This window comes from bacterium, from assembly GCA_036382775.1.
Taxonomy (GTDB): domain Bacteria; phylum Hydrothermota; class Tepidihabitantia; order SM23-42; family JAOAFX01; genus DASVHD01.
The window spans coordinates 15,401-39,363 of sequence record DASVHD010000041.1; the positions used below are offsets into that span (position 1 = coordinate 15,401).

21 protein-coding genes are annotated in these 23,963 nt (G+C 51.3%); 4 read left to right on the forward strand and 17 right to left on the reverse strand.

Annotated elements, in window-relative coordinates:
• Positions 1–247: 247 nt before the first annotated feature.
• From fsa to pilB (VF399_10510), 7 genes are all read right to left on the reverse strand, one after another.
• On the reverse strand, positions 248–886 hold the full coding sequence (fsa, locus tag VF399_10480) for a fructose-6-phosphate aldolase (protein ID HEX7320765.1): 639 nt from the start codon (positions 884–886) through the stop codon (positions 248–250).
• Positions 887–988: 102 nt separating this feature from the next.
• On the reverse strand, positions 989–1,732 hold the full coding sequence (gene truA, locus VF399_10485; protein HEX7320766.1) for a tRNA pseudouridine(38-40) synthase TruA: 744 nt from the start codon (positions 1,730–1,732) through the stop codon (positions 989–991).
• On the reverse strand, positions 1,729–3,192 hold the full coding sequence (locus tag VF399_10490) for an ATP-binding protein (protein ID HEX7320767.1): 1,464 nt from the start codon (positions 3,190–3,192) through the stop codon (positions 1,729–1,731). The genes truA and VF399_10490 overlap by 4 nt, the downstream gene beginning before the upstream one ends.
• 56 nt (positions 3,193–3,248) lie before the next feature.
• Complete coding sequence (locus tag VF399_10495; GenBank protein ID HEX7320768.1) at positions 3,249–4,454, reverse strand: type II secretion system F family protein; 1,206 nt, start codon at positions 4,452–4,454, stop codon at positions 3,249–3,251.
• Between the two features lie 123 nt (positions 4,455–4,577).
• Positions 4,578–5,654 (reverse strand): type IV pilus twitching motility protein PilT, encoded by a 1,077-nt coding sequence (locus VF399_10500; GenBank protein ID HEX7320769.1) that lies wholly within the window; start codon positions 5,652–5,654, stop codon positions 4,578–4,580.
• A gap of 85 nt (positions 5,655–5,739) precedes the next feature.
• Positions 5,740–7,452, reverse strand: coding sequence for a type IV-A pilus assembly ATPase PilB (gene pilB, locus VF399_10505; GenBank protein ID HEX7320770.1), 1,713 nt, complete (start codon positions 7,450–7,452; stop codon positions 5,740–5,742).
• A 22-nt stretch (positions 7,453–7,474) separates the two neighbouring features.
• Positions 7,475–9,196 carry a type IV-A pilus assembly ATPase PilB gene (gene pilB / locus VF399_10510; protein HEX7320771.1) on the reverse strand — a complete coding sequence of 574 codons (1,722 nt, stop codon included), beginning with the start codon at positions 9,194–9,196 and terminating at the stop codon, positions 7,475–7,477.
• A 294-nt stretch (positions 9,197–9,490) separates the two neighbouring features.
• Between pilB (VF399_10510) and VF399_10515 the strand changes: the two genes are divergently transcribed.
• From VF399_10515 to VF399_10530, 4 genes are read left to right on the forward strand one after another with little or no spacing between them, the layout of a single operon-like run.
• Complete coding sequence (locus VF399_10515) at positions 9,491–10,654, forward strand: DUF1343 domain-containing protein (protein HEX7320772.1); 1,164 nt, start codon at positions 9,491–9,493, stop codon at positions 10,652–10,654.
• A 7-nt stretch (positions 10,655–10,661) separates the two neighbouring features.
• Positions 10,662–11,582: an NDP-sugar synthase gene (locus VF399_10520; protein ID HEX7320773.1), complete on the forward strand. Its 921-nt coding sequence runs from the start codon at positions 10,662–10,664 to the stop codon at positions 11,580–11,582.
• The gene (locus VF399_10525; GenBank protein HEX7320774.1) at positions 11,560–12,507 is read left to right on the forward strand and encodes a phosphotransferase; all 948 of its coding nucleotides are present in this window, start codon (positions 11,560–11,562) and stop codon (positions 12,505–12,507) included. Before VF399_10520 ends, VF399_10525 begins: the two co-directional genes overlap by 23 nt.
• A complete protein-coding gene (locus tag VF399_10530; GenBank protein ID HEX7320775.1) occupies positions 12,500–13,579 on the forward strand; it encodes a serine hydrolase domain-containing protein in 1,080 nt (359 codons plus the stop codon). Before VF399_10525 ends, VF399_10530 begins: the two co-directional genes overlap by 8 nt.
• 75 nt (positions 13,580–13,654) lie before the next feature.
• On the opposite strand, the gene VF399_10535 is transcribed toward VF399_10530, so the two are convergent.
• The 10 genes from VF399_10535 to VF399_10580 form a co-directional block, all read right to left on the reverse strand.
• On the reverse strand, positions 13,655–14,041 hold the full coding sequence (locus tag VF399_10535) for a hypothetical protein (protein ID HEX7320776.1): 387 nt from the start codon (positions 14,039–14,041) through the stop codon (positions 13,655–13,657).
• Positions 14,038–14,982 carry a UbiA family prenyltransferase gene (locus VF399_10540; protein ID HEX7320777.1) on the reverse strand — a complete coding sequence of 315 codons (945 nt, stop codon included), beginning with the start codon at positions 14,980–14,982 and terminating at the stop codon, positions 14,038–14,040. Before VF399_10540 ends, VF399_10535 begins: the two co-directional genes overlap by 4 nt.
• 35 nt (positions 14,983–15,017) lie before the next feature.
• Positions 15,018–16,436, reverse strand: coding sequence for a hypothetical protein (locus VF399_10545; protein HEX7320778.1), 1,419 nt, complete (start codon positions 16,434–16,436; stop codon positions 15,018–15,020).
• 76 nt (positions 16,437–16,512) lie between these two features.
• Entirely contained in the window at positions 16,513–17,841 is a 1,329-nt protein-coding gene (locus VF399_10550) for a sugar transferase (protein HEX7320779.1), read from the reverse strand.
• A gap of 63 nt (positions 17,842–17,904) precedes the next feature.
• Positions 17,905–19,086: a DegT/DnrJ/EryC1/StrS family aminotransferase gene (locus tag VF399_10555; protein ID HEX7320780.1), complete on the reverse strand. Its 1,182-nt coding sequence runs from the start codon at positions 19,084–19,086 to the stop codon at positions 17,905–17,907.
• Between the two features lie 105 nt (positions 19,087–19,191).
• Positions 19,192–19,668, reverse strand: coding sequence for an acyltransferase (locus tag VF399_10560; protein HEX7320781.1), 477 nt, complete (start codon positions 19,666–19,668; stop codon positions 19,192–19,194).
• 3 nt (positions 19,669–19,671) lie between these two features.
• Positions 19,672–20,682, reverse strand: a complete 1,011-nt coding sequence (locus VF399_10565; protein HEX7320782.1) for a Gfo/Idh/MocA family oxidoreductase — start codon at positions 20,680–20,682, stop codon at positions 19,672–19,674.
• Positions 20,683–20,751: 69 nt separating this feature from the next.
• Positions 20,752–21,870, reverse strand: a complete 1,119-nt coding sequence (locus VF399_10570) for a hypothetical protein (protein HEX7320783.1) — start codon at positions 21,868–21,870, stop codon at positions 20,752–20,754.
• Complete coding sequence (locus VF399_10575; GenBank protein HEX7320784.1) at positions 21,867–22,913, reverse strand: peptidoglycan bridge formation glycyltransferase FemA/FemB family protein; 1,047 nt, start codon at positions 22,911–22,913, stop codon at positions 21,867–21,869. The genes VF399_10570 and VF399_10575 overlap by 4 nt, the downstream gene beginning before the upstream one ends.
• A complete protein-coding gene (locus VF399_10580) occupies positions 22,910–23,944 on the reverse strand; it encodes a DUF354 domain-containing protein (GenBank protein ID HEX7320785.1) in 1,035 nt (344 codons plus the stop codon). The genes VF399_10575 and VF399_10580 overlap by 4 nt, the downstream gene beginning before the upstream one ends.
• Between the last annotated feature and the right edge of the window lie 19 nt (positions 23,945–23,963).

The window sequence follows — 23,963 nt, forward strand, 5'->3', positions numbered from 1 at the left end:
TGAAATCCTAAATACGAAATACTAAATTCCGCTTCGTGTCGAATACTCAGCATGAGACATAAACAATATCTAAGCACGAATTTTCTAAATTCAAGACTGTTTAGAACATTTGGATTTGGAATTTTGGATTTATTTGGGATTTCGATATTAGGATTTAGTGCTTTCGGTATGCTGTTCTGCGTCCCGAGGCTTATGCACTGATACGTGCATCGAGGGGATCGGTCTCCTGATCGCGACGGTGTTGCTCTCATCGGCTCTGCCAATCCTTCAAAAAGCGCTCGATACCGGTATCAGTCAGAGCATGGCGCACCAGTTGGTTGAATACCTTGTACGGGATGGTGGCGATGTGACAGCCGCAGAGTGCCGCCTGCCGGACATGCTCGGGATGACGGACCGAAGCGAAGATGACCCGGGATGCTAACCCGTAGGTCTCGAGTATCGACAAGATATCCTGCACCACGTCGATTCCTGGATTACCAATGTCGTCAAGCCTGCCGACGAACGGACTGATGTATGAAGCGCCGGCTTTTGCGGCCAAAAGCGCCTGGTTGGCGGAAAAAACAAGGGTCATGTTGACGTGGATGCCCTCGGCTTCCAGCGCCCTGGTGGTTTTCAACCCCTCCACGGTGCAGGGGACCTTGACCACAATGTACTCGCTAAGACCCGCGATATCCTTTGCCTCCCGGATCATGGCTTCGCTCTTCAGACTGAGCACCTCGCCGCTGACCGGCCCTTTTACGATATCACAAATGGTCTTGAGGATAGACCGGTAATCGCCCTTTTCTTTTGCCATGAGCGACGGATTGGTCGTAACCCCGTCAAGAATGCCCCATCCCGCGATCTCCCGCACCTCTTCCACATTGGCGGTATCAAGAAATAATTTCATAAACCTCCCTTATAAAAATCGTTGAACGTTAGTAGGCATCGCCGCCCGTAAAGACCATGACTTATTACCATACCAGCAGCCATGCCGTACAACGACAAACCATCAGTATATTACTTCCATCAAGCACAATCCGTGGGGCGGCGCGAAATAAAGGTCGGTTATCTGCCCTTGAAAAACCTTTTCCGTATCCGCGACCGAGTAATGACCCCGGCTTACATCGACCGCAAAACCGATGATGCCGCGGATCATTTTCCGCAGAAAACGGTCGGCTTTGATTTTTATTATAATCCCGGAATCATGTTCTGTCAAGTTCAGTTCGTTCAGCACGCATACCGTGCCGGTATCATCACCGTTATGCACTGAAAGATGCACAAAATCATGCTTTCCCTGCAATCTTTTGAAAACCCGGTCCATGGCCGGCAGTTCCAGCGAATACGTGACATGCCATGCATACCTTGCCAGGAATGGGGACGGCTTAAAAATAATATGGTATTGATAGACCTTACCGACCGCTGAAAAGCGGCTATGAAAATCCGGGCTGACCTCGGCGATATCGGCGATAACGATGCTTTTGCCGACGAGCGCGTTTAGGGCACGGCAAAGATCTGACACGGGCATACTGCTGTTGGTCTTGAAGTTTGCGATCTGGCCCTGGGCATGGACCCCCTGGTCAGTGCGGCCGGCGCCGTGCAATTTTGCCGGCTCGCCGGTCACACGCAGCAGAGCGGCTTCGACCTCGCCCTGAATGGTCCGCGCGTTCGGCTGGTACTGCCATCCATGAAAATCCGTCCCGTCGTAGGTGATCACAAGCTTAAGGTTTCTCATCATCCCATCGCAGCTGATCATGCAAGCGGCAGCATCACCCTGAATGTCGTGCCCTCCCCGATCACACTGGTTACTTCGATCTTTCCGTCATGCGCTTCGATAATGCGCTGCGATATTGAAAGCCCCAGACCCGTGCCGCCTTTTTTTGTGGTGAAAAACGGCATGAATATCTTCGGCAGATCTTTTTTGGCGATACCGTGTCCCTCGTCACCAATCGCGATAACACCCCATTTTTCCTCGCTCGATGTCTTTATCGTAACGACCGATCCAACGCCGCTGGCTTCGTATGCGTTGCTCAGGATATTGACGAGGGCGGCTTTCATGCGGTCGGGGTCGGTCATTATGCTAAAATCCCGGTCTTCCCTGACCACGCTGATATTTTTGCCGGCGAAACGCGACGCTGCTTCAAGCACCGCCTCGCTGATTATGTCGCCAATGACGACGCGGTTGAGACGATTGGGCGCGAATTGCGCGAAATTCAAGAAATCGGTCACGATAACATTCAGACGGGTCGATTCCTTCAAAGCCATGGCGACGAAAGGCCGGATCGTCCGGTTGGCGGATTTTGATATCACCTCGAGTGAACCTTTGATCGAAGCCAGGGGGTTTCGTATCTCATGAGCCAGCGATCCGCCCAGTTCAGCCAGCATCTTCGTCTGTTTGGAGATACGCGATGATTCTTCGAGCCGCTTTATGTCGGTAAGGTCCTGCAGCACGCCGAGCGCGCCTTGAGCATCGGGGATCCGGGCGCAGGACAGAAAATAATACCGTTCCTTGATGACCAGTTCCCGGGCGACGACGGTTTCCGGGTCTTTGAGAAATTTTGCGATCTGGAGATGCGCGTGCGAACGTACGGTTTCATCCTTTATGTTCGTAAAGACGATATCCCCTCCCTGATCGATCGTGATGATCCCGGACGGCAGGTGGCGGATGATTTCTTCGGTGGTAAGCTTAAGCTTCACCACTTCTTCGGTCCGAATGCGGTAACGTTCGGACAGGCTGCCGCTCAGGATGGCGGTGAACAGGAAGAGGAGTGAGAACATGTAGAATCGCTGCATGACCAGCCCGGTTGGGACTTCGGTCCTGAAGATATCGACGATGATAAGTCCCAGGAAGAAAATCACGGTGGCCATGCTGATGATATAAGCCCCGGTGCGGTACAGCTGGCTCGCGGTCGCGATGATCAATATGATATAGAGCAACGGGAACATGCTTTCGATGCCCCGGCTGAAATACACGACCGCTCCGATAAGGGGCACATCTGAAAGAAAGATAATATATTGAAGGACCTTTTCCCCGATCCGTATTTGCAGGAGCAAAAAGATCATGGCCAGAATAAAGGACGAAAGAATAATGAACCAGAATTGGGTCGGTATCTGATAATGAATGGGATACGAGGTCGTCAACAGCACGAACGTTATGGTTAACGGATGGAGGAGAATAATGCCGGTGACCGGATTTATTCTGTCAGTATACGCCACTGGAGAGTACCGGTGATCCAGTCCGCGAACCGGTGCGTATTAAACTTTAATGACCCCTATTCACTGATCGTTCCTGCCAGCTGGAATATCGGCAGGTACATCGAGATGACCAGGAAGCCGACGATCCCGCCCAGGAAGACCATGATGATGGGTTCGAGAGCGTTGGTCAGGTTTTCCACGGCCTGATCGACTTCCGCATCGTAGAAGTCGGCGACTTTAGCGAGCATATCGTCGAGACCGCCGGATGCTTCGCCGATCGCGATCATCTGGGTCACCATCGGCGGGAAGATATTGGTCTTGGCCAGCGGATCCGCGATATTCTCACCGCCCTTGATCGAAACCCGCGCTTTCAGGATCGCATCCTCAATGACCCAATTACCGGCGCTCTTGGCCGTGATCTCAAGGGCATCGATGATCGGCACGCCGCTTCCCAGCAGGGTCGACAGCGTCCTTGAGAAACGGGCGATCGATTGTTTCTTGTTCAGGTCGCCGAAGACCGGCACTCTCAGGAACAATGGGTCCATTGCCTTGGCTCCTGATTCGGTCTTATGCCAGCGGCGCAGGATCGTGAACAGCGCGATCCCGCCGATAATGACCGGCAGAATACCGACCTTGGCAAAATTAGACAGCGCCATGACTAAACGCGTCATTGCCGGCAGCTCGGCGCCCATGCCCGAGAACATGCGCGCGAAGATCGGGATCACGAACAGCAACATGACCGAGATCGCGCCGACCGCGACGAGACTGATGATGGCAGGGTAGATCATGGCGCCTTTGATCTTACGCGCCAGGGCTGCCGATTTCTCGAGGTATGTCGCAAGGCGGGCGAGAATGACGTCGAGTGCACCGCCGGTTTCGCCCGATTCGACCATGTTGACGTACAGGTTATCGAACACCTTCGTCTGGCGCCTTAAAGCATCGGCGAGCGATAGACCGCCTTCAACATCGCCGCGGACCTCGTTCAGGACACGCTTCAGGCTCTGGCTGTCGGTCTGTTTAGCCAGAATCTCAAGACAGGTCAAAAGCGGCAGACCGGCATTGAGCATGGTCGAGAACTGCCTGGTGAAAACGGCGAGAGCGCGTCTCGAGACGCGTCCGCCGAAAAGCGAGAACCCTTTTTTCTCTTCTTTGATCTTAATCGATGTCGGGATTATTTTTTTCTGGCGCAATGCAGCGACAATATCGGTCTGCGACGCAGCGGTCAATTCACCGCTGGCGGCGGCTCCGGTCGCGCTTCTTCCCTTCCAGACAAATACCGGCATATTACCTCCCTTTCCTTACTGAAAAAAGCGAAGTTTTGAAGGTGTGAAGATTTGAAGTTATGATTCTTTTTCTGTCTGTTTTCATCATATCTTCCTAGCTTCCCAACCTCTTATCTTCAATCCTTACTGCAGCACCGGTGATTTCTGTTCCACCATGTGCTCAAATTCCTCAATATTCGGCGAATAGTCGAACGCGGTTTCAAGCGTTATCAGCCGTTTGGCATACAGATTGTACAAAGCCTGGTTCATCGTTTGCATGCCATATTTCTGACCGGCCTGGATATGCGAATATATCTGGTGTTCTTTTTCATCGCGGATCAACGCCCGCACCGCGGGCGTGGCGATCAGAACCTCGGCGGCCAGCACACGTCCACCACCGATCTTTGGCAACAGTTGCTGCGTGATCACACCTTCGACCACGAACGCCAGCTGCGACCGCACCTGTCCCTGCTGGTGCGACGGGAAAATATCGATGATCCGGTGGATCGATTCCGCCGCCGAGTTCGTGTGCAGCGTGGCCAGGGTCAAGTGACCCGTCTCCGCGATCGTCAAGGTCATGCCGATCGTTTCCAGATCTCTCATCTCGCCGACCATAACCACATCGGGGTCTTCCCGCAACACGTACTTCAACGCGTTGGCAAACGACTTCGTATCGCTGCCAACCTGCCGCTGGTTAACGATCGCCTTTTTATGACGGAACAGGTATTCAATGGGGTCTTCGACAGTCATGATATGGCAGTGACGGTCGCTGTTGACCTTGTCAATGACCGCCGCCAGGGTCGTGGACTTGCCGCAGCCAGTCGGACCGGTCAAAAGGATAAGACCCTTGGGCCGCGAGGCCAGTTCCTGTACCACCTGCGGGATCCCCAGTTCCTTGAAACCGCGGATCTCGAACGGAATCGTGCGGATGGCGGCCGCGATACTGCCGCGCTGCTGAAAACAGTTACCGCGGAAACGGCTCAGGCCGGCAATGCCGAATGAAAAATCGAGTTCCCATTCCATCTCGAATTTCTTCTTCTGCTGGTCGTTGAGCACGCTGTAGGCTAGCTGCTGGATCAACTCCGGGGTCAGGATCTCATAGTTCGTCGGCACGAGCTCGCCGTCAATGCGCAGCATCGGCGGAGCGCCGGTGGTGAGATGAAGATCGGTCGAGTTCCTCTGTACCATTTCTTCCAAGAGCTGCTTCATTGTAACCGCCATTAAACCTCCTTAGGTGTGGCTAATAGCTGATCGCTAATAGCTGATCGTAAACATAATAAAATTTTATTTTCGTAATTCATGCTCGTCAAAACGACGCCGTTTCCCTCATGAGCTCCTCGACGGTCGTGACGCCCTTGATGATCTTGTCAATGCCGTCGTCCCGGAGGGTTTTCATGCCTTCAAGCCTCGACTGCTTCGCCACTTCATCCGATGATGCGCCCTTAAGGATCATGTTTCTCATATCCGGTGATATCGGCATCACCTCGTAGAGCCCGACCCGGCCTCTATATCCAGATTGCCCGCAGTTGGAGCAGCCGGCGCCCTTGAAAACGAGATTATCCGGGAATGTACCTTCCGGAATGCCTGCTTCCTCGAGCAGCTTGGGACTTACTTTTATCTGTTCTTTGCACTTGGGGCATATGCGCCGCACGAGCCGCTGAGCCTGGATAAGGAGCAGCGCGCTTGCTACCAGGTACGCCGGTATGCCCATGTCCACCAGACGGTTGATCGTTGTTGGCGCGTCATTGGTATGGATCGTGGAGAAAACAAGATGACCGGTAAGCGCCGCCCTGATCCCGATCTCGGCCGTTTCCGTGTCGCGCATCTCGCCGACAAGGATAATGTTGGGCGCCTGGCGCAGGAAGGCACGCAGCGCCGCGGAAAACGTCAGGCCGATCTCTTCGTGGACCTGAATCTGGTTGATGCCATGGATGTTGTACTCGACCGGGTCCTCAATGGTCATGATCTGCCGGTCGGGTTTGTTCAGACGCGAAAGGGTTGAGTACAGCGTCGTGGTCTTGCCGCTGCCCGTGGGACCGGTGACCAGAACGATGCCATAGGGGCTCTCGATCACTTTCAGGAATTTTTTCAACGCTTCCTCGGAAAATCCCAGCTTGGTCAGGTCAAGCATGAGCGAGCCACGGTCCAGGATCCTCATGACCACCTTCTCGCCAAAAAGCGTCGGAATAACGGATACCCGCAGGTCGATCGTCTTCTCCCCGACCACGATGTTGATGCGGCCGTCCTGACACAGACGATGCTCCGCGATGTCCATTTTGGACATCAATTTTAAACGGGTTACGATACCGGCTTTCAAATTAAGCGGCGGGGACTGCTGCTCTTTCAGTACGCCGTCGATCCTAAAACGCACCCTTGTATTCCTTTCAAAATGTTCGACGTGAATATCCGACGCGCCTTTGGTAACGGCGTCGGCAATGTAGAAATTGACAAGCCTGATGACCGGTCCGCCCTCGGCATCGGCGCGCAGTTTCGACTCTTCAACCTCTTCATCGATCCCGGTCTCTAAAAGCTCCATATCCTCGACCCCTAGTTCCTTGGGCCCGGACTCGACTTTGACTTCGGCCATGCCCTTGGTCATTTCATAGTAAGTATCGAGTGCCTGCCGGATGCTCGACTCGGAAGCCAGCACCGGCGTTATCTCCATGCCGGTGATGAACCTTAGATCCTCGATCGCGCTGATATCGGTCGGGTCGATCATGGCAACGGTGATGTACCGGCCTTTGCGGTCAATGGGTAGAACTTCATAGTGATATGCCTTTTCAGCCGGTATCAGCTTCAGTACGGTCTCTTCGGGTATGATATAGTCGAGGTCAACGACTTCCATTTGATAGAGATTGCTCAATTGCGCGAGCAGTTTCTGTTCATCGACGAATTCCAGCCTGGTCAGCACGCTTACCAGCCGCTGTCCGGTCTCCTTTTTCTCCTGGATCGCCGTCCTGAGCTGGTCTTCGTTGATGAGCCCGTTCTTTACGAGATATGTTCCCAGTCTTTCTTCCATTTAACGCTCCAAGCGGGCCTGCCTATTGCTCCACCATTGTTTCGCGGATCACTTCTTCGACGGTCGTCACTCCCTGGCGCAGCTTTGCCAGGGCCGATTGCCGTAGGGTCATCATGCCTTCCTGGACCGCTGCCCGTTCGATTTCGGCCGTCGGTACGCGCTGCAGGATCATATCACGGATCTTAGCGGTCACGACCATGTTCTCAAAAACGCCGATCCGGCCCTTGTAACCCGTGCCCCGGCACTCCTGACAACCTTCGCCCTTGAAAAGGGGATGATCTATCTTTTTCGGATCGATACCCGCGTCGATCATGACCTCAGGGGCGTATTTCGTTTCTATGCGACATTTCGTACACAATTTTCTAAGCAGACGCTGCGATATCACGGCCAGGATCGTGGAGGCAATAAGGAACGGTTCGATTTCCATGTTGACTAACCTGGTGATCGTCGCCGCGGCAGAGTTAGTATGAACGGTCGACAGCACCAAATGGCCGGTCAAAGACGCACGGATCGCGATCTCCGCGGTCTCGAGGTCACGGATCTCACCCACCATGATGATATTAGGGTCCTGACGCAGGTAGGAACGAAGCGCCGAAGCGAAGGTCAGACCGATCTTCTCATTGACCTGCAGCTGATTGATGCCGGTCAGCGAGTACTCGATCGGATCTTCGGCAGTCGTGATATTGGTGCTGATGTCGTTGAGTTCGACAAGCCCCGAATACAGCGTCGTGGTCTTACCGGAACCGGTTGGGCCGGTGATCAGCACGATGCCATATGGCGTCTTGATCGCCCGGCGCAGCGTTTTCAGCGTCGATTCTTCAACTCCCAGCAGGTCGAGGTTCAGCTGGATCGCCGAGCGGTCGAGGATACGCAGCGCGATCTTCTCGCCGAACAGTGTGGGCACCGTGGAAACGCGGATGTCAATGATCTTATTGTGCACGCGCGCCTTGATGCGGCCGTCCTGCGGCAAACGTTTTTCTTCGACCTTCAGTTTTGACATAACCTTGATCACCGTAGCCAGGGCGCGGTTGAGCTTCCGCGGCGGCTTCATGACCTCATGCAGGATGCCGTCGATGCGATAACGGATCCTCATGTCATTCTCGTACGGCTCAATGTGAATGTCGGAAACGTTCAGGTCGACCGCGTCGGTGATGATCTTAGATGCGAGCTTCAGCGCCGGACCGCTGTCGCTGTCGTCAGCGACGTTGGAAAGGTCTTCCTGTTCCTTGGCTTCCGTAACATTCACGTTGTCGATTGATTTAGCCGAAGCATCACCACCGGTTTCGGCGGTCTCGATCTCGTACATGACATCAGAAAGCATTTGTTGAACGTGGTAATGCTCGTTAATGATCTTTATTATGATATCCTCGGATGAAACGACGGGTTCGATATCAAATCCAGTCGCGAATTTAATGTCCTCGATCGCGGCGACATCGCCCGGGTTCACCATGGCAATGGTCAGAGCCCGGCCAAACCGCCGCACGGGCACGACCAGGTATTTAGCTGCAAGATCGGCAGGAATGAGCTTGAGCACCGAATCATCCAGTTTTGCCGCCCTTAGATCCATCGATTTAACACCGAAATGCTTGGATAGCGCGACCAGCAAATCCTCTTCTTTAAGCAAACCCAGTTTGATCAGGGTCGCGCCCAGCCGTGTTCCGTCTTTCTTTTGCTCGTCTAAGGCCCTGGTGAGCATGTCCTCGGAAATCGTTCCCTGGCGGACAAGTATCTCCCCTAGTTTCATATTGTATTATAATATAATTAAAATTCACGACTTGTCAAGAGCATGTTATAGTTTATCAGGTTATCCCACAGGGACACCATTCATTAGCAGGGCAAGGTCATGATCCCGCACCGCGGGGCTTCAGCCTTGCTAATGAAGTCAGGATATCAGAGGGAAAGAAACCAGAGTATCAGGCTGTCAGGCTTTTGCTTTCCTGATTTCCTGATGACCTGATATCCACTCCCTGATCTCCTGATGGCCTGATAACCTGAACTATTGACTTAATTTCCATATGCCATATATTTATCGGTGCGCTTGGGCATTGATATCCTGCAGAAAAACGGCTTTAAAGAACTGAAAGGCATGAAAATCGGATTATGCACAAACTACCAAACAACTGATAGATTTTTGCGGCCAACGATCGAATTGTTCAATGATCACCTAAAATCCCGCCTCAAGGTCATTTTTACTCCAGAGCACGGACTATACAGTGCCCTACAAGATCAAATCAGCGATCATGATACCCGCTTTGGCAAAGTTCCGGTCATCAGTTTGTACGGCAGAAAATTATCGCCGTCAGAGTGTGACATGGCAAGCATTGATGCGATGGTCATCGACCTCATTGATATCGGCACCAGGTACTACACTTTTACTCAAACCGCGATTTTGTGCATGAAAGCATCTGCCCGGTCGCGTAAACCAGTTTTCGTGCTGGACCGCCCAAATCCCCTTGACGGAATAAAGGTTGAAGGACCAGTGCTGGAATCAAGTTTCAGTTCCTTTGTCGGCCTGTACCCCTTGCCGGTACGGCACGGCATGACGATCGCCGAGATCTGCAGTCTTGTGAATGCCGAATATCATATCGGGTGCGATCTTCGCATTATCCGGATCAAGGGGTGGAAACGCGCATGGTCCCATATTGACACGGGATTGTCCTGGACCATGCCGTCACCTAATATGCCATCACCGGAAACGGCTCTTGTCTATCCGGGCATGTGCCTGCTTGAAGGCACTAATGTTTCAGAAGGGCGGGGTACGACCAGGCCATTCGAGATCTTCGGCGCGCCCTGGGTCAATCCCTCCGGCTTGGTTTTGGAACTCAACAAAGTTGTAAAACAGGAAAGGCTTGCTGGCGTCCGGTTCCGTCCTGCTTTTTTCAGTCCCACGTTCAGCAAATTCGCGAACAAGGTCTGCGGTGGCGCTCAAATCAGTGTCACGGACCCGCATCGGTTCAGGTCGTTCCTGACCGGGCTCGCGGTCATCAAGACCCTGTTCAAACGGCATTCAAGCTGGTTTGCCTGGCGTTTGCCGCCTTATGAATATGAAAAAAAGAAACTGCCCTTTGATATCCTGACCGGCAACTCCTGGATCAGGAAATCTATTGAGCACGGCGAACCACTCAGAGTGATCGAACGGAAATGGCAGAAGGGCATCATTAATTTCCTTGCATTAAGGCAAGGATACCTGCTATATAAATAATAAAGACATGAACGCGATAATACTTGCTGCCGGCCTTGGAGCGCGGCTCAACCCTTTAACAGATACAACACCAAAACCATTATTGCCCTTGATGAATAAACCGATAATCGGCACGATCATTGATAAGCTGGTCCATACGGGTTGCGCAAAAATCGGAGTTAATGTATATTATCAACATAACATTATTGCCGATTTTTTATTGAGATATTCCTCATTGATTAAGATTTCCCTTGAAGATGAACTTGCAGGCACCGGAGGAGCTTTTCTAGGCTTTAAAGACCTGCTGGATGACATGATTTTGGTCCATAACTGTGATGTCGTGTCGGAGATCGATATCAATGAATTGTTCACTATCCACCGGTCTAAAAACCCGCTGGCTACCATTGCCCTTACAAGGAATGCCACAACAGACCTTGTCGCTGTCGATGGCGACCGCGTAAAACAGTTCAACAAAACCGCCGGTGCTAATAATTACACGTACACGGGCATCGCGGTCCTTTCCCCCAGGATCACGGATTATTTCCCATCCGGCCAGCAGCGTTTCAGCCTGGTCGATCATGTGTTCAAGAATGCTTTAGCCAATAATGAATATATCCTGGGGCACGCGGTCAAGGGAAAATGGATCGACATCGGCACTCCCGGATCGTACTGGAGAACCCACAAACTCCTGGCTGAAAAAACAATGACGGTTCCGGAGATTCACTGCCCCGATCCAGTCTGCATCCATGAAACGAGTTCAGTGAAAACAAAGGATGTCAGGGGCTTTTTGATCGTCGGACCAAATTCGTCGATCGGCAGAAATGTCGTGATAGAAAATACGGTGGTCTTCGCGGGCAGCCGAATAATGGAGGGAACTTACAGGAATTGCCTGTTGTCAGGAAGTTTCTGCATACGGGACCTTGATAATGAAGGGAACGATAGCCGATAAGATTACCCGCCTTGGCTATTCGATAACTGAAATGATCGATACCGGCGGCTCGCCGCGCTTGTTTTTCCGGTGCCGGGAAGGATCAAAAAGCTACATCGCGGTCTTTGATCGCCAGCACGGCCGCGAATATCTAAAACTGCAGAAACATCTTTTAAAAGCTGAAGTCGCGGTACCGAAGATCTATCGCGTGCATAGCGATCTGCTGATCACCGAAGACCTGGGCCGGCGATCATTATTGCGGCTAGCCGCCGAAAGTCCCAGGCGTGCAGTACCGTACTATAAAAAGGCGATTGGGGAACTGATAAAATTTCAGATCAAAGCTCGGCCCGGTGCGCCCGTCAAGGTTTACTACGACACGAGGCACATTGGATGGGAGCAAAGTTACTTTAAAAAATTTTTTTTGCGCCAGTACATGAAGCTCCCGCAACAATCGATCAAAGAACTGGACCCGGTTTTCTTAAAACTCAAACTGGATGTAAATAATGCCATAAAACCGGTCACCGGATTCCTGATGCACCGGGACTTTCAGTCATCGAACATCATGATCAAGGATTCCAAGGTCCGGATCATTGATTTTCAATCCGCCCGCATCGGACCGCTGACCTACGACCTGGCCGCGTTGCTGCGAGACCCGTACGTGAACATCCCGGCGAGAACCGAACACGTGCTCGTTGATTACTACTTGCGGGCGGTCCGGGTGGCGGCCAGCTGGCTGGACATCGATGAAAACCGGTTCCTGCAGGCTTACCGGCTTTGCGCGGTTCAGCGCCTGCTCCAGGCTCTGGGCGCTTTCGCGAACCTTTCGCTGAATCGGGGCAAACCGCATTTTGGAAAACATATCAGCCGGGGTATTGAATTTCTAACGCGGTCTTTACGCGGCACTGATTACGAAAAGATCCTGACCGTCATGGAAAGTCATGGCTAAAGACACCAGCGACCTCGACGCAGTGATGAAAGAGAACGTGAATTGCAGGTGTTTTCCATCCGGCGCAGTGATCTGGATCGGCCTGAAGGGGAAAACGTTTTTTCAGGGAAGTTATGGCTTCTTGCAGGTCGTACCCAGGCGGGAGAAAATGCACTTCCATACGATCTTTGATCTTGCCTCGCTCACCAAACCGCTGGCTACCGCCATGGCGGTCATGGTGTTACACCAGGAAAAAGTTCTGAAACTGGGTGATCCGGTAAGCAGGTATCTACCTGAATTCCGCGGCCAGCCAAACGGCGCAGCATCGCTTGAGGAATTACTAACGCATACCGCCGGGTTGCCGTCCTGGTATCCGCTGTATCTGCTGGGCGGTAATTGCCGGACCGGATATCTGAGCCGCGCCCATATCCGGGATAAAGCGGTCAATTACTCCTGCCTTGGTTATGTTATTTTAGGCGAAATAATCGCTGAGGTAACCGACATGCGGCTTGACCGGTTCTGCCATTCAAGGATATTTAAAAAAGCGCGCCTGAACAATACCTTGTTCTGCCCCGGGGCAAAACCCAGCATCGCTGCCACCGAATTCGGCAACGAACATGAAAAACAAAAGGTCCGCCGGTACCAGAATAACAAAAACTCTGCCCGGCGGGTTCAGTGGAGAAACTATGTGCTGCGCGGCGAAGTGCACGACGGCAACTGCTATTATGCATACCGCGGCGTTTCGGGTAATGCCGGTCTTTTCTCCAATGCGACCGACCTTGCGAAATTCTTAAACGCCTACATCAACGGCGATGTCGTTAGTATGCAGTCGGTGGCGAACATGACGCGAAACCACACGGGCCGCATGGGTTCCGAGCGCTTCGGTCTGGGCTGGAAAGTCGATATGTACCCCGGTGCTTTGTCCACGCGGTCATTCGGTCATACCGGGTTCACCGGCACCATGATCTGCGTTGACCCGGCGCGCGAACTCGTGGTCGTGTTCCTTGCCAATAGCGTCCATCCCCGCGTGCGGCTGGGCATCATGCCCTTGATCAGGAAAAAAATAATCGAATCAGTGGTTAAGGCGATCTGAGTTGACCTGGAATAATTGGCCAAAAAAAACGCAGGGACACAGCCCTGCGGTTTTACAACTGATCACCTTCTGCGATCAGTATTGGTGCATAAAGATGAAATACCCCGCGGCGATGCCGGCCGCGTCCCAGAAAAGGTCTTTTACGGAAAAATGTCTGCCTTTGATCAGATCATAAGTCTCCTTGCCCAATCCGATCAACCCGGTGACTGACACCGAATATATCGTACCTTCTCCAACATCACGGTCAAAATGGTATTTAAAAAGGTAAAACGAACTGCCGCAAATACCGGCCGATGCGTAAAAGTGCATGAGCTTATCCTGACCAAACCACGGATCTGACAACGCGTTCTCGCGACCGATGGCAGCCGGTTCGACGGCGCCGGTATCAAAAATGGAATCGGCTTGCGTGTCGCCGGGTTCGTTAAGAAAAGCGCATATCAGAAACGTGGCGAGCAAACTCATGATCGATAGTCTTTCGTGCTGACATCGGGATAACTGATATTGAACCTTTTACGGTAATAGAGCCGCAGAAATAATAACACGAGTAAACAAACGATGAAAAAATAAGGGAACAGCACACCGGTCATCAAGATCAACAATGGACCACCGATGCGGATCGAACGAGCGACCGAATCGAGATCGCGTTTGACCGCGGCAATGATGAATAAAGGCAGCGCTAACACCGACGGGATCAGGCATATCAGGTCCCGGGTGACTGCCGATGAAACGATACAACAGGATATGAGGGACGTACTTAGTATCAGCGCCTTATTCTTGCCCAAAAAGATCCCGGTCGTGCAATAACCGCTTTTGATATCGCCGTCGATGTCCTGAATGGTGGTATTGATGAAAATAGCACCAACCGCGAATACGTAAGGCAGCGAAAAGATAAAGGTATCGATGGAGAACGGCCGGTGCGTCAACCATCCCAGCGAAAAATTGAAAAATCCGTAACCGATCGCGTTGACCGTAAAATCGACGATCGGACGCGCTTTTAATTTTACCGGGGGAAGCGAATAAAGCGTTCCGCATAGCAGGGAGAATAAAAAGAACATGATCATAAGCATGGGCAGCCGCAGCATCATGACCAATGCGACGGCGAGCATGACGAAAGCGCAAAGATAAGCTCCCTTTTTCGGCAAGAGTCCTTCCGCAATAACGAGGTGCTTTCTATTGATCGCGTCTGATTGTACATCAAAGATCTGATTCAAGATATAAAGCGCGGCAAGCAACAGGGAATAACACGCCAACGTGTAAACAAAGTAGCCGCTGACAAAGAACCGGGGTCCGCCGGAGCGATAATAGCCAAGCAATAAAAAACCCCAGACCGGCACCAGCAGGATCGGCCGGGTTACGAAAACATAATCCCAGATATTTGTTTTATTTCGCAGGGTACCGGTCAAAGTGGGTTATCTTAAAAAAGGTCTAACTGGTTTTCTTATTGAGAAAGATTGATAATATCGATCTGCACTTTAGCATACGGCGCGGTTTTCCGCTCGCCCTGGATATTATGATAGTTCGAATGCCATGTCGCACCCGCCGAACAGTCGACCGCCAGCTGGCGGCGGAAGTTGTACCGAAGGCCAAACCCCACGCTGATTGACCGCTGGACAATACCTGATAAAAAGTTCCGTGCCGGAAATCTTGTGCCCGGAACCCTGGGAATTTCAGGGATGGGCCATAAGCTATCGATCGTCACCGAACCTTTACGCAGGAGCTCGCCGGTCCCGTAGAAATCGAGATCAGCGGTCATGTGGTACAACGGCTGTACGAAGACGTTATCACAATCGGGACCATAAGGATAACCAATGGGGATATTATAGAATTGATAGCGTTGGTAGGGATAAAAATGGCAATAGGCATAGCGGGAAATAATGGTATACTCGCACAACACGAACGTCTTCGCTACAAATAGATCCGTGAATTCAACGCCGGTATTGAAGCCAAAATGGTTTGGCTCATCGTTGGGATCCGCGTCCAGCTGGAAATCATCGACCAGCAGCGCACTATAGAAAGCGATGTTCTTCAACACGACCTTCGCGTCGAGATGGAAAAAAATATTCGCATCATTCCCGTAATTGTACTGGTTTGTGTGGATCAGTTCCAGCGGTGATAGATAGTAGAACGAAAGGTCCAGATCCTCGCCGCCCACCAGCGCCGCTTCGGAAAAACTAAAATTCAGCCGATCGCACGGCGTGAAATCAAGTCGGCGGATCGTGATGAACCGTTTCGCGGTAATAGTTTGGGTAATGGTATCACCGACGTACTCGATCGGTTTGCAGGTCATGTTGTCCAACCGGCTTAAGAAGATCGATAACCGAACCTTGCTTGTTTGGAAATAATAGCTCAGCCAATCAGCCGGGACAGAAGAAGAAGATAACAGCAGGTTATATCTTGGGGAAGGACCGATCGAGAAACGTTCGCGTCCCACGAAAGCCCCAAAATTCCGGTTATCATACCGCACCAAGGCGCGTTCATTGTCGCCAGCGAACAAATCCGCGAACTTGTTGAAAGGCGGGATACTGTCATTGCCGAATTTAACCACCGGCCGGATCATCAGTGAAAAATCGGACCAGTCGAAATACAATGCTGGACGAAGACGGACGGTTTTCACTGTATCATAGGACATGGCCATCGAAATACCGGGCATCCATAACTGACGCTGCAATTGCCGGGTGAAATCTTCCACAACCTGGGGAAGCGTGTCAAACCGCGGCCGTTCTCCATGAGGAAGATTATACGGCCGCAGGCCGGGGACGCCGGTCATATGAACTCCCCGAACCTGGATCTCGTCAATCAGCATATTTTGCCAGGAATCCACGGGATAGAAGATTGATAACAGGAACAATATTGTCATATTAGATCTAAAATAATTGGTTAAATCGTTAAATGGTTAAATATTTAACCATTCACCAATCACCATTTAACATCCGCTAGTAGGCTCCCTTGCCCAGCAGCACGGCCGGTATCGTCTTCAGCATCAGTTTGATGTCAAGCGAAAGCGACCGGTTGATCACGTAAATAAGGTCCAAAAAGATCGATGAATCGCAGGGCATATTGCCCCGGCCGTATATCTGCCATAAACCGCTGATCCCCGGTTTGATCAACAGCCGGTCTTTATGCCATTTTTTGTAATGCTTGACCTCGTATGGTATCGGCGGGCGGGGACCGATCAGACTCATATCGCCTTTCAGGACATTGATGAACTGGGGCAGTTCATCGCATGACGTTTTGCGCAGGATCCTGCCGACACGAGTGATATCGTGCCGGTTAATGACCTTGCCTTTGGGCAGCTGGTGTTCGATATAATGCTTGAACTCCTCTTCCCTTTTTTCATCCTTACGGTCCCGCTCGAACATGGATCGGAATTTATAAAAGGTAAATTCTTTTCCATCCCGACCGCACCTCTTTTGTTTGTAAATGACCGGTCCGGGCGAATCCATCTTTATGGCGCAGGCGATAACTGCGAAAAGCGGCAGCAGGAGCCCTAAGACGGCAAGCGAGACAACGATATCCAAACAACGGCGCACGATGTCACGCAGCCTTTGATTTGCCATTCGGTCGAACGTATATATCGGAGCGTTGTCAAAATAACCCCATTCCCAGTTAAGCTTCAGATCGCCGAATAACGGAGAAACGATATGCAGCGGCGAGGAGGAATCGGTATTGGACGTGATCTCACAGTATAGCGTATCAAAATCCCGCGCTTCGCTGAAGACAAAAGTATCGTGCCCGTTGAGCGGCTGCTTACCATGCTTTTCCGCCAGGAAAGTGCACAGTCCGGAGACCGCATTCTCACTAAGGAAGCCGTTTATCACCTTGAAATGGTTTAGGGGACCGATATATTTGCAGAATCGCCGGTTACGTTCATTCAAATAATATTGCGCAAGGATCTGGGGAACAATAACGACACGGACAACGAAGAAAAACAAGAACAGTATGCTGTGGAGGAAAAAAATAAACGCCCGGCTTTCGATCAAGAAATAGAATTTAGTGACAAAGCCAACGATGACGTACAACAGCAGCACCGCCATCACGATCTTCACGATCGTAAAGAACAACCGGACGCGTTGGACAAACAGCAGGCGGTTATAGGCACCGTAGAAATACAATAACATGGGGAAAACCACGAGGAGAAAAACGTAGGTCCCCCATTGGTTCCATACCACATTTTGTATGCCCTGAAACCTTAAAAGAAGAGAGATCACATAAGCTCCACTGATGACTAACAAGTCGCTGATCAAAAGCATTGACTTAAGCATCGTTTTTATCCTCTTCTCTTCTTGCCTTTCTGCCTTATTGCTTTCTTACCATCTTTTTTCCAATCAGCTTCCCGTCGTCTGGCCGCTCTGATTGGACCACTCTTTGATCATGCCGCATACATATTCGATCTCCTGCTTGGTCAATTCGGGAAACATCGGCAACGAAACGATCTGGTCTGCCAGTTTTTCGGAACAGGGGAATGTCCCGGCCTTGTAGTTCAACGGTTTGTACGCTTCCTGCAAGTGCAGCGGTATCGGATAGTGGATCGCGGTACCGATCCCGGCATTATGAAGGAACGACTGAAAATGTTCGCGGTCGGCGACCCGCACGACATACAGGTGATACATGTGCTTACGGTCCGCCTTCTCCACGGGCGTTTGAATTCCCGGCACTTCTTTGAGCAGCATATTGTAGTAGGCAGCGTTCTGCCGGCGGTCTTCGTTCCAGTCGTTCAAGTATTCAAGTTTCGCGTTAAGGATCGAAGCCTGTAATCCATCCATTTTGAAATTCCATCCCTCGAAAACGTGGTGGTAACGTTCTTTCTGGCCGTGGTCAATGAGCATCCTCACTTTTTCCGCTATTGCATCGTCGTTGGTCGTTACCATGCCGCCCTGACCATAAGCGCCGAGGTTTTTGCTGGGATAGAAACTAAAGGCGCCGCAATGGCCGATCGAACCCGACATTTTACCCTTGTAAGTCGCACCGTGCGCCTGGGCAGAGTCCTCGATCACCGCTAAGCCATATTTCTGGGCGATCTTGTTTATTTCATCCATGTCCGCAATCTGACCATACAGATGCACGGGCAGGATCGCTTTGATCCGCACTTTGCGTTCCTTGTCAACCAGACTTTTCTTTTTTTCACTCCATTCACATTCCTTCTTAAAATACTCTTCTATTCGAGCGGGCAGGATCGTATACGATGCTTCATCGATATCCACGAAGATCGGTTTGGCGCCGCTCAGTGAAACCGCTTCCACCGTGGCAATGAACGTATAGGGCACGGTGACGACCGCATCATGCCGCCCGATATCCAGGGCTTTGAGGGCTACGTAAATGGCGCTGGTGCCGCTGGAAATGCCGACGGCGTGTTTCACCCCGCAAAAAGCGGCAAAATTCTGTTCAAATTCCTTTACCCGCTCCCCGGCGACGAAAGCGCAGGAATCGAGCGTTTTTTTTATCGCTATGTCGATATCATCCTTGATCAATTCGTATTGTCGCTTGAGATCCATGAACGGTACTTCCATTATTTATTCTCCTTTCCGGTAAAGATCACGAATTTATGCAAATAACGCATCGAATTTTACGAATTATGGCAAATCACAAATAAAATTCGCTGACGGCAGGTTTGGTCAACGTTTTTTAATGACCCGGGCAGGGACACCCGCCACGACCGCACTGGCGGGCACATCTTTTGTGACCACACTGCCGGCGCCCACTATTGCATTTTCACCGATCGTCACGCCACACATTATGGTCGCGCTCGACCCGATGGACGCACCCTTCTTGACCAGCGTCGGGATCACTTTCCAATCAGACTCCGTCTGTAGGACACCGTCTCGGGCCGTCGCCTGCGGATATTTGTCGTTGATGAAAGTGACGTTATGCCCAATAAAAACATTGTCTTCGACCGTGACCCCTTCGCAAATGAAAGTATGGGTCGAGATCTTGCAGTTATTGCCGATATACGCGTTTTTCTGTATCTCCACGAAATTTCCGATCTTCGTGTTATCCCCGATCGCGCAGCCGTACAGGTTGACAAATCCTAATATCTTTACGCCCTTGCCGAGCTTCACGTCTTTCAGGATCTGGTGCGGGTCGCTGGCCACGGCTCAGATCCCGTTCAGGTCTACGATGCACCCATTGTTCTTGAGCGATTTCTCGGCCGCTTCCAGGAGTTTTATCATCCTTATCCCTTCGGCGCCATCGGTCAACGGATCGCTTCGTTTCCGGATCGATCCTGTGAACTCGCTTGCGACCGATTCCAGGGACTCGGTCGTGTCGAACTTGGGAGCATACATGTCGCCGGTCCGATACTGAATCAGGGTCTGATAGATCCCTTCCTGAGTCTTAGCGGAAACACCCTTGTCGTATACCCTGATCTTTTCCACCGGTTCAACGTCGTCAAAAACGATCATCTTTTTGTCGCCGCCGATCAGGATCCGGCGGATCTTCACCGGCGCCAGCCAGTTCACGTTGATATGTCCGATACAGTTATTTTTAAAGAACAAGGTCAGGTACGAGATGTTTTCGATCCGGTTATCGTAGTGTCCGATGCCGACGGCCGAGACCGCGACCGGCTTTTCGGGCAATAAGAAGTCCATGATCGACAGATCATGGATCGCGAGGTCCCAGATCACGTTCACATCGTGCTGGAACAGACCGAGATTGATGCGCACGGCATCATAGTACATGATATTGCCGATCTCGCCGGTTTTTATCAGCTCCTTGATCTTGCGGATCGCTCCATTGTATACGAAAATATGGTCCACCATGAGGACCAGGCTCTTTTCCTTGGCAAGTTCATAAAGTGTCTTGGCGTCCCGGCTGTTTGAGGTCATCGGTTTTTCGATCAGAACATGCTTTCCATGCTCAAGCGCCGATTTCGCCATTGGATAGTGAGTGCTTACCGGGGTCGAAATGACCACCGCATCAACGTCAGCGTTATCCAGCACCCGTTCGAATGACGTTTCGGTCTCGACGTTGGGGTGTTGTTTCAGGATAAAATCCAGCCGGTTGCGGTCCGTATCGATACAAACAACACCGCTGACATGATCATTTTTAAGGAAATTTCTAACCAGGTTTGGACCCCAGTACCCGATACCGACGACAGCAATTTTCAATTTTTCACTCATATAGTTATACCGATAAACCTTTCAATATATTAAATTATATTTAAATAGTTCTAAATGTCAATGAACCAGTGCTCGGAACCAGTTTTCTCCGATCCGGGACCAGGCTCCGATTGACGCGCGGACCGACGCTGGACCATCAACTACGAGACTCCCTCCCCTGTTCACGAGACTGCTCCGGTCACGTTCTTTCCACCATCGGCAGATCTCACGAGGTGTTACTGACCATAATCGTTCTTGGGAGCGAAGGTATTCCAAAAATTGCCGGTAGACGCGCAGCCGGCCATGTTCAAATACATAATCGGGGTGAACGATCAGGTTCACCAAACCGCCCAGTCGGAAAATGTAAGCGAACTTTTCTTTCCAGATCGCATCATCCTTTTCTTCAAGGACCTCAAACAGGGTATGGTCCTGCATCATGGTCACGGGAAGCTCGATCGTTTGCGGCGATAAAAAAAAGGGGAACACGGTACGGCATCCGCCGGGCTGCGGTCCGAAAGGATCCCAGTCGGGGATCGATGAATCCCACGCAAAAGGCAACGACCGCAGGCTAATGATATCACGGAGAAGCGATGGTGATCTAAACCCGACGGCCTGCCATTCATGAGCATAATGTGCCATGATCCCCAGGCGCTTTTTAAAGACCTTTTCTGACGAAAAGAGTTTTCCGTCATGTCTGACGCCATGGAGGCCGATCTCAAAACCGCGGCTCTTCAGTTCTTTGATAACACCACCATCAACCGGATATTTTTCGCAAACAAAATTGAACGCCGATCTGAAACCATGACGCTCATCGATCTCGGCCAGCCTGAGGACCTGCTGAAAACCGTGCGTAGATTCTACATCATGCGTGATAACGCAAGCCAGGTTATGCGACCCAGGCCAGAACCATATGAAGGAAAAATCAAGTCCGGAAGAACGAACATATTCAATGACCGGTTTGCACAGCAGGGTCTCGATACCGGGTTTGATGGAACGGTCGATCCCTTGAGCTTTTTTCTTTCGAAAGTATATCTGCAGGCGGCGCGGTATGAGCGGCTTTACTGCATAGAACAAACGTTTAGTTGCGGATGGCTGGCCCCATACTCGGCGTTCAAAGATTATGTTTTGGACCTGCTGGTCATGGTCGGTATCCAGCTGGAAGGTCCCTTCCCTGCCTTTCCAATATTCCTTGATCATGCGAGGTAACGGTACACCCTGCCGCCGACGAATGTCGTGGCGGACATTGGCAGACGCCGGATGATCCAGGTGGCGATCCGGTATTTGGCGCTCTCTTCATTGACACTGCTCGTGCCCTGCCTTCCGGGGATATAGCAGTATGGTATTCCGATAGCCTTCGCGCCCCAATTCGTTTTGAAACGGATGAGACCGTGGTTGGTATTCACGGTCCGGCCAAAATCATAGAAGCGCATGCCGCGGTCCAGGGCATATTTCATTATCATCCAGACCAGAAAATGGTTCCCGCGCAGGTGATCGAAACGGAGATCGGTCCCGGTATATTTATGGTAGACAGTATTTCGATGCATAAAATACAAACCGCTGGCAACTGCACGCCCGCGGTAACGGGCGGTGGCAACAAAACCAAGACCGGCAGCCATCACATGCCGGTGGATCGCCCGAAAAAAATGGAAGGATTGGGGGAAAACACCCAGTTTGTGCCTGGTAAGCAGGTTCAATCGATAGAACGCGTGCATATCATCTTCAGATGAACCGATAGTGATACTTAGGTTCGGTTCACAGACGTTTCGAAGGTAACGTTTGAAGCGACGGCTTATCCGATCTTCGAATCCGCCGTCCAGCGGGATCACGAAGTCAACATAATCATTGGTCACGGCGCAGTTCTCCGGTACACCCGGCAATTGACCCCGAATCTCGATGCCGTTTATCCCATGATCGCGCGCGTACTTAATGATGGTACTGACCAGCATCGCCCAATGCCCGGGAAGGCTGCACAAGGGCGGGCAGAAATCGGAAAATGGCAAGGAAACCAGGCGCCGTTTTAACGGGAAGTTGTCGACAACGAAGAAGGAACAACCAGCGGTGATCCGGTCGTGATCATCGATTACGACACAGTAGGCGGGCTGATATCCGTAGGCCGTCTTGATAACGCTGGCCCATGCGCCCGAGTGGAAAAAATTAGAATCCGGGTGTTCGTCGACGAAAGCATCCCACTTCCCGTCCTGTGCGGGATCAATGAAGTTTATGCGCATTGCTCTAATCATTCGAGATAATCCTCAATATATTTTATTATGAAATCCCTGCCCCCTGAATTTGGCACCGGTATCGTTCCCTTCCTTTTTACGAAATTTATCTTTCGCAGATCTTCTTCGCCGGTTATTTTCGTCAACCGGCCGCTGGCTACCAGATGATCATCGACGCTTCCCCATTGCCCGGCAAAAAAACTGAATGCCGGGATGTTAAGGCAAGCGGCTTCCCTGAGCATAGTGCCGCCGCCGCCAATCACAAGATCCGCCGCGCTGACGATCTCAAAACCATACCTTTCAGGATCAGGGACTATGCAGCCCACATTAATTCTCTCCAATATGGCGCAGATTTCTTTTTCTTGCTTTTTATTCCGGGGCAACAGCACGACCTCGATCATCCGGTTATAGCTGCCCAAATAATTGAGAAAGGAGTGCAGCAATCGACTGGATTTACGGTCGTAATAATGGCTGGAGACGGTCTCCGGTCGCAGCAATACAACAACCTTGTCTTCATCCACACCCAGACGGGATCGGATCTTGCGATCAAAATCAAATCCGTCCATGTAGATATTCTCTTTCAGACCCGGGTAATGAACGATCCGATCCTGGAACCTTCCCCAGTTCGACTTACTGATGATCGCCGGCACCAGCGTCCGGGCAGTAAACCGCACCAGGAACTGGTCGGACTTTTCATAGTCATCCATGGAAATGACCGGGATTCCGAGAAGACGGGATGCGATTATCTGGCTCCTGGAACCATGTCCAATGGCGATGTCTATTTTTCGGTTACGATACAACCAAACGAGCCGCGCCGCGCGTACCAGCAGGTTGATGATCTTGGCCGCCTTATTACTGGTTTCACGCGCCGGTTGGATCTCGGCCTCGATCCCGGCCGATCTCAGGAGCCGTATTGTATATGAAAAATCACGAGCTGAACAATAACATGAATACCCGTTGCCCGTAAAATAGGTGAGCAGTGGTTTTAAGACCCAGACATGCGGCGCATTCTCAAAATCAAACCACATGCGCGCCCTGATTTCATTATGCATGACCACGCTCGTTTAAAAA

Bases quoted from the DNA above. Each gene is read 5' to 3' on its own strand.
- fsa (HEX7320765.1), bottom strand. From the start codon at position 886: ATGAAATTATTTCTTGATACCGCCAATGTGGAAGAGGTGCGGGAGATC.
- truA (HEX7320766.1), bottom strand. From the start codon at position 1,732: ATGATCAGCTGCGATGGGATGATGAGAAACCTTAAGCTTGTGATCACC.
- VF399_10495 (HEX7320768.1), bottom strand. From the start codon at position 4,454: ATGCCGGTATTTGTCTGGAAGGGAAGAAGCGCGACCGGAGCCGCCGCC.
- VF399_10500 (HEX7320769.1), bottom strand. From the start codon at position 5,654: ATGGCGGTTACAATGAAGCAGCTCTTGGAAGAAATGGTACAGAGGAAC.
- pilB (HEX7320770.1), bottom strand. From the start codon at position 7,452: ATGGAAGAAAGACTGGGAACATATCTCGTAAAGAACGGGCTCATCAAC.
- pilB (HEX7320771.1), bottom strand. From the start codon at position 9,196: ATGAAACTAGGGGAGATACTTGTCCGCCAGGGAACGATTTCCGAGGAC.
- VF399_10520 (HEX7320773.1), top strand. From the start codon at position 10,662: ATGAACGCGATAATACTTGCTGCCGGCCTTGGAGCGCGGCTCAACCCT.
- VF399_10525 (HEX7320774.1), top strand. From the start codon at position 11,560: ATGAAGGGAACGATAGCCGATAAGATTACCCGCCTTGGCTATTCGATA.
- VF399_10530 (HEX7320775.1), top strand. From the start codon at position 12,500: ATGGCTAAAGACACCAGCGACCTCGACGCAGTGATGAAAGAGAACGTG.
- VF399_10535 (HEX7320776.1), bottom strand. From the start codon at position 14,041: ATGAGTTTGCTCGCCACGTTTCTGATATGCGCTTTTCTTAACGAACCC.
- VF399_10545 (HEX7320778.1), bottom strand. From the start codon at position 16,436: ATGACAATATTGTTCCTGTTATCAATCTTCTATCCCGTGGATTCCTGG.
- VF399_10550 (HEX7320779.1), bottom strand. From the start codon at position 17,841: ATGCTTAAGTCAATGCTTTTGATCAGCGACTTGTTAGTCATCAGTGGA.
- VF399_10555 (HEX7320780.1), bottom strand. From the start codon at position 19,086: ATGGAAGTACCGTTCATGGATCTCAAGCGACAATACGAATTGATCAAG.
- VF399_10570 (HEX7320783.1), bottom strand. From the start codon at position 21,870: ATGATCAAGGAATATTGGAAAGGCAGGGAAGGGACCTTCCAGCTGGAT.
- VF399_10575 (HEX7320784.1), bottom strand. From the start codon at position 22,913: ATGATTAGAGCAATGCGCATAAACTTCATTGATCCCGCACAGGACGGG.
- VF399_10580 (HEX7320785.1), bottom strand. From the start codon at position 23,944: ATGCATAATGAAATCAGGGCGCGCATGTGGTTTGATTTTGAGAATGCG.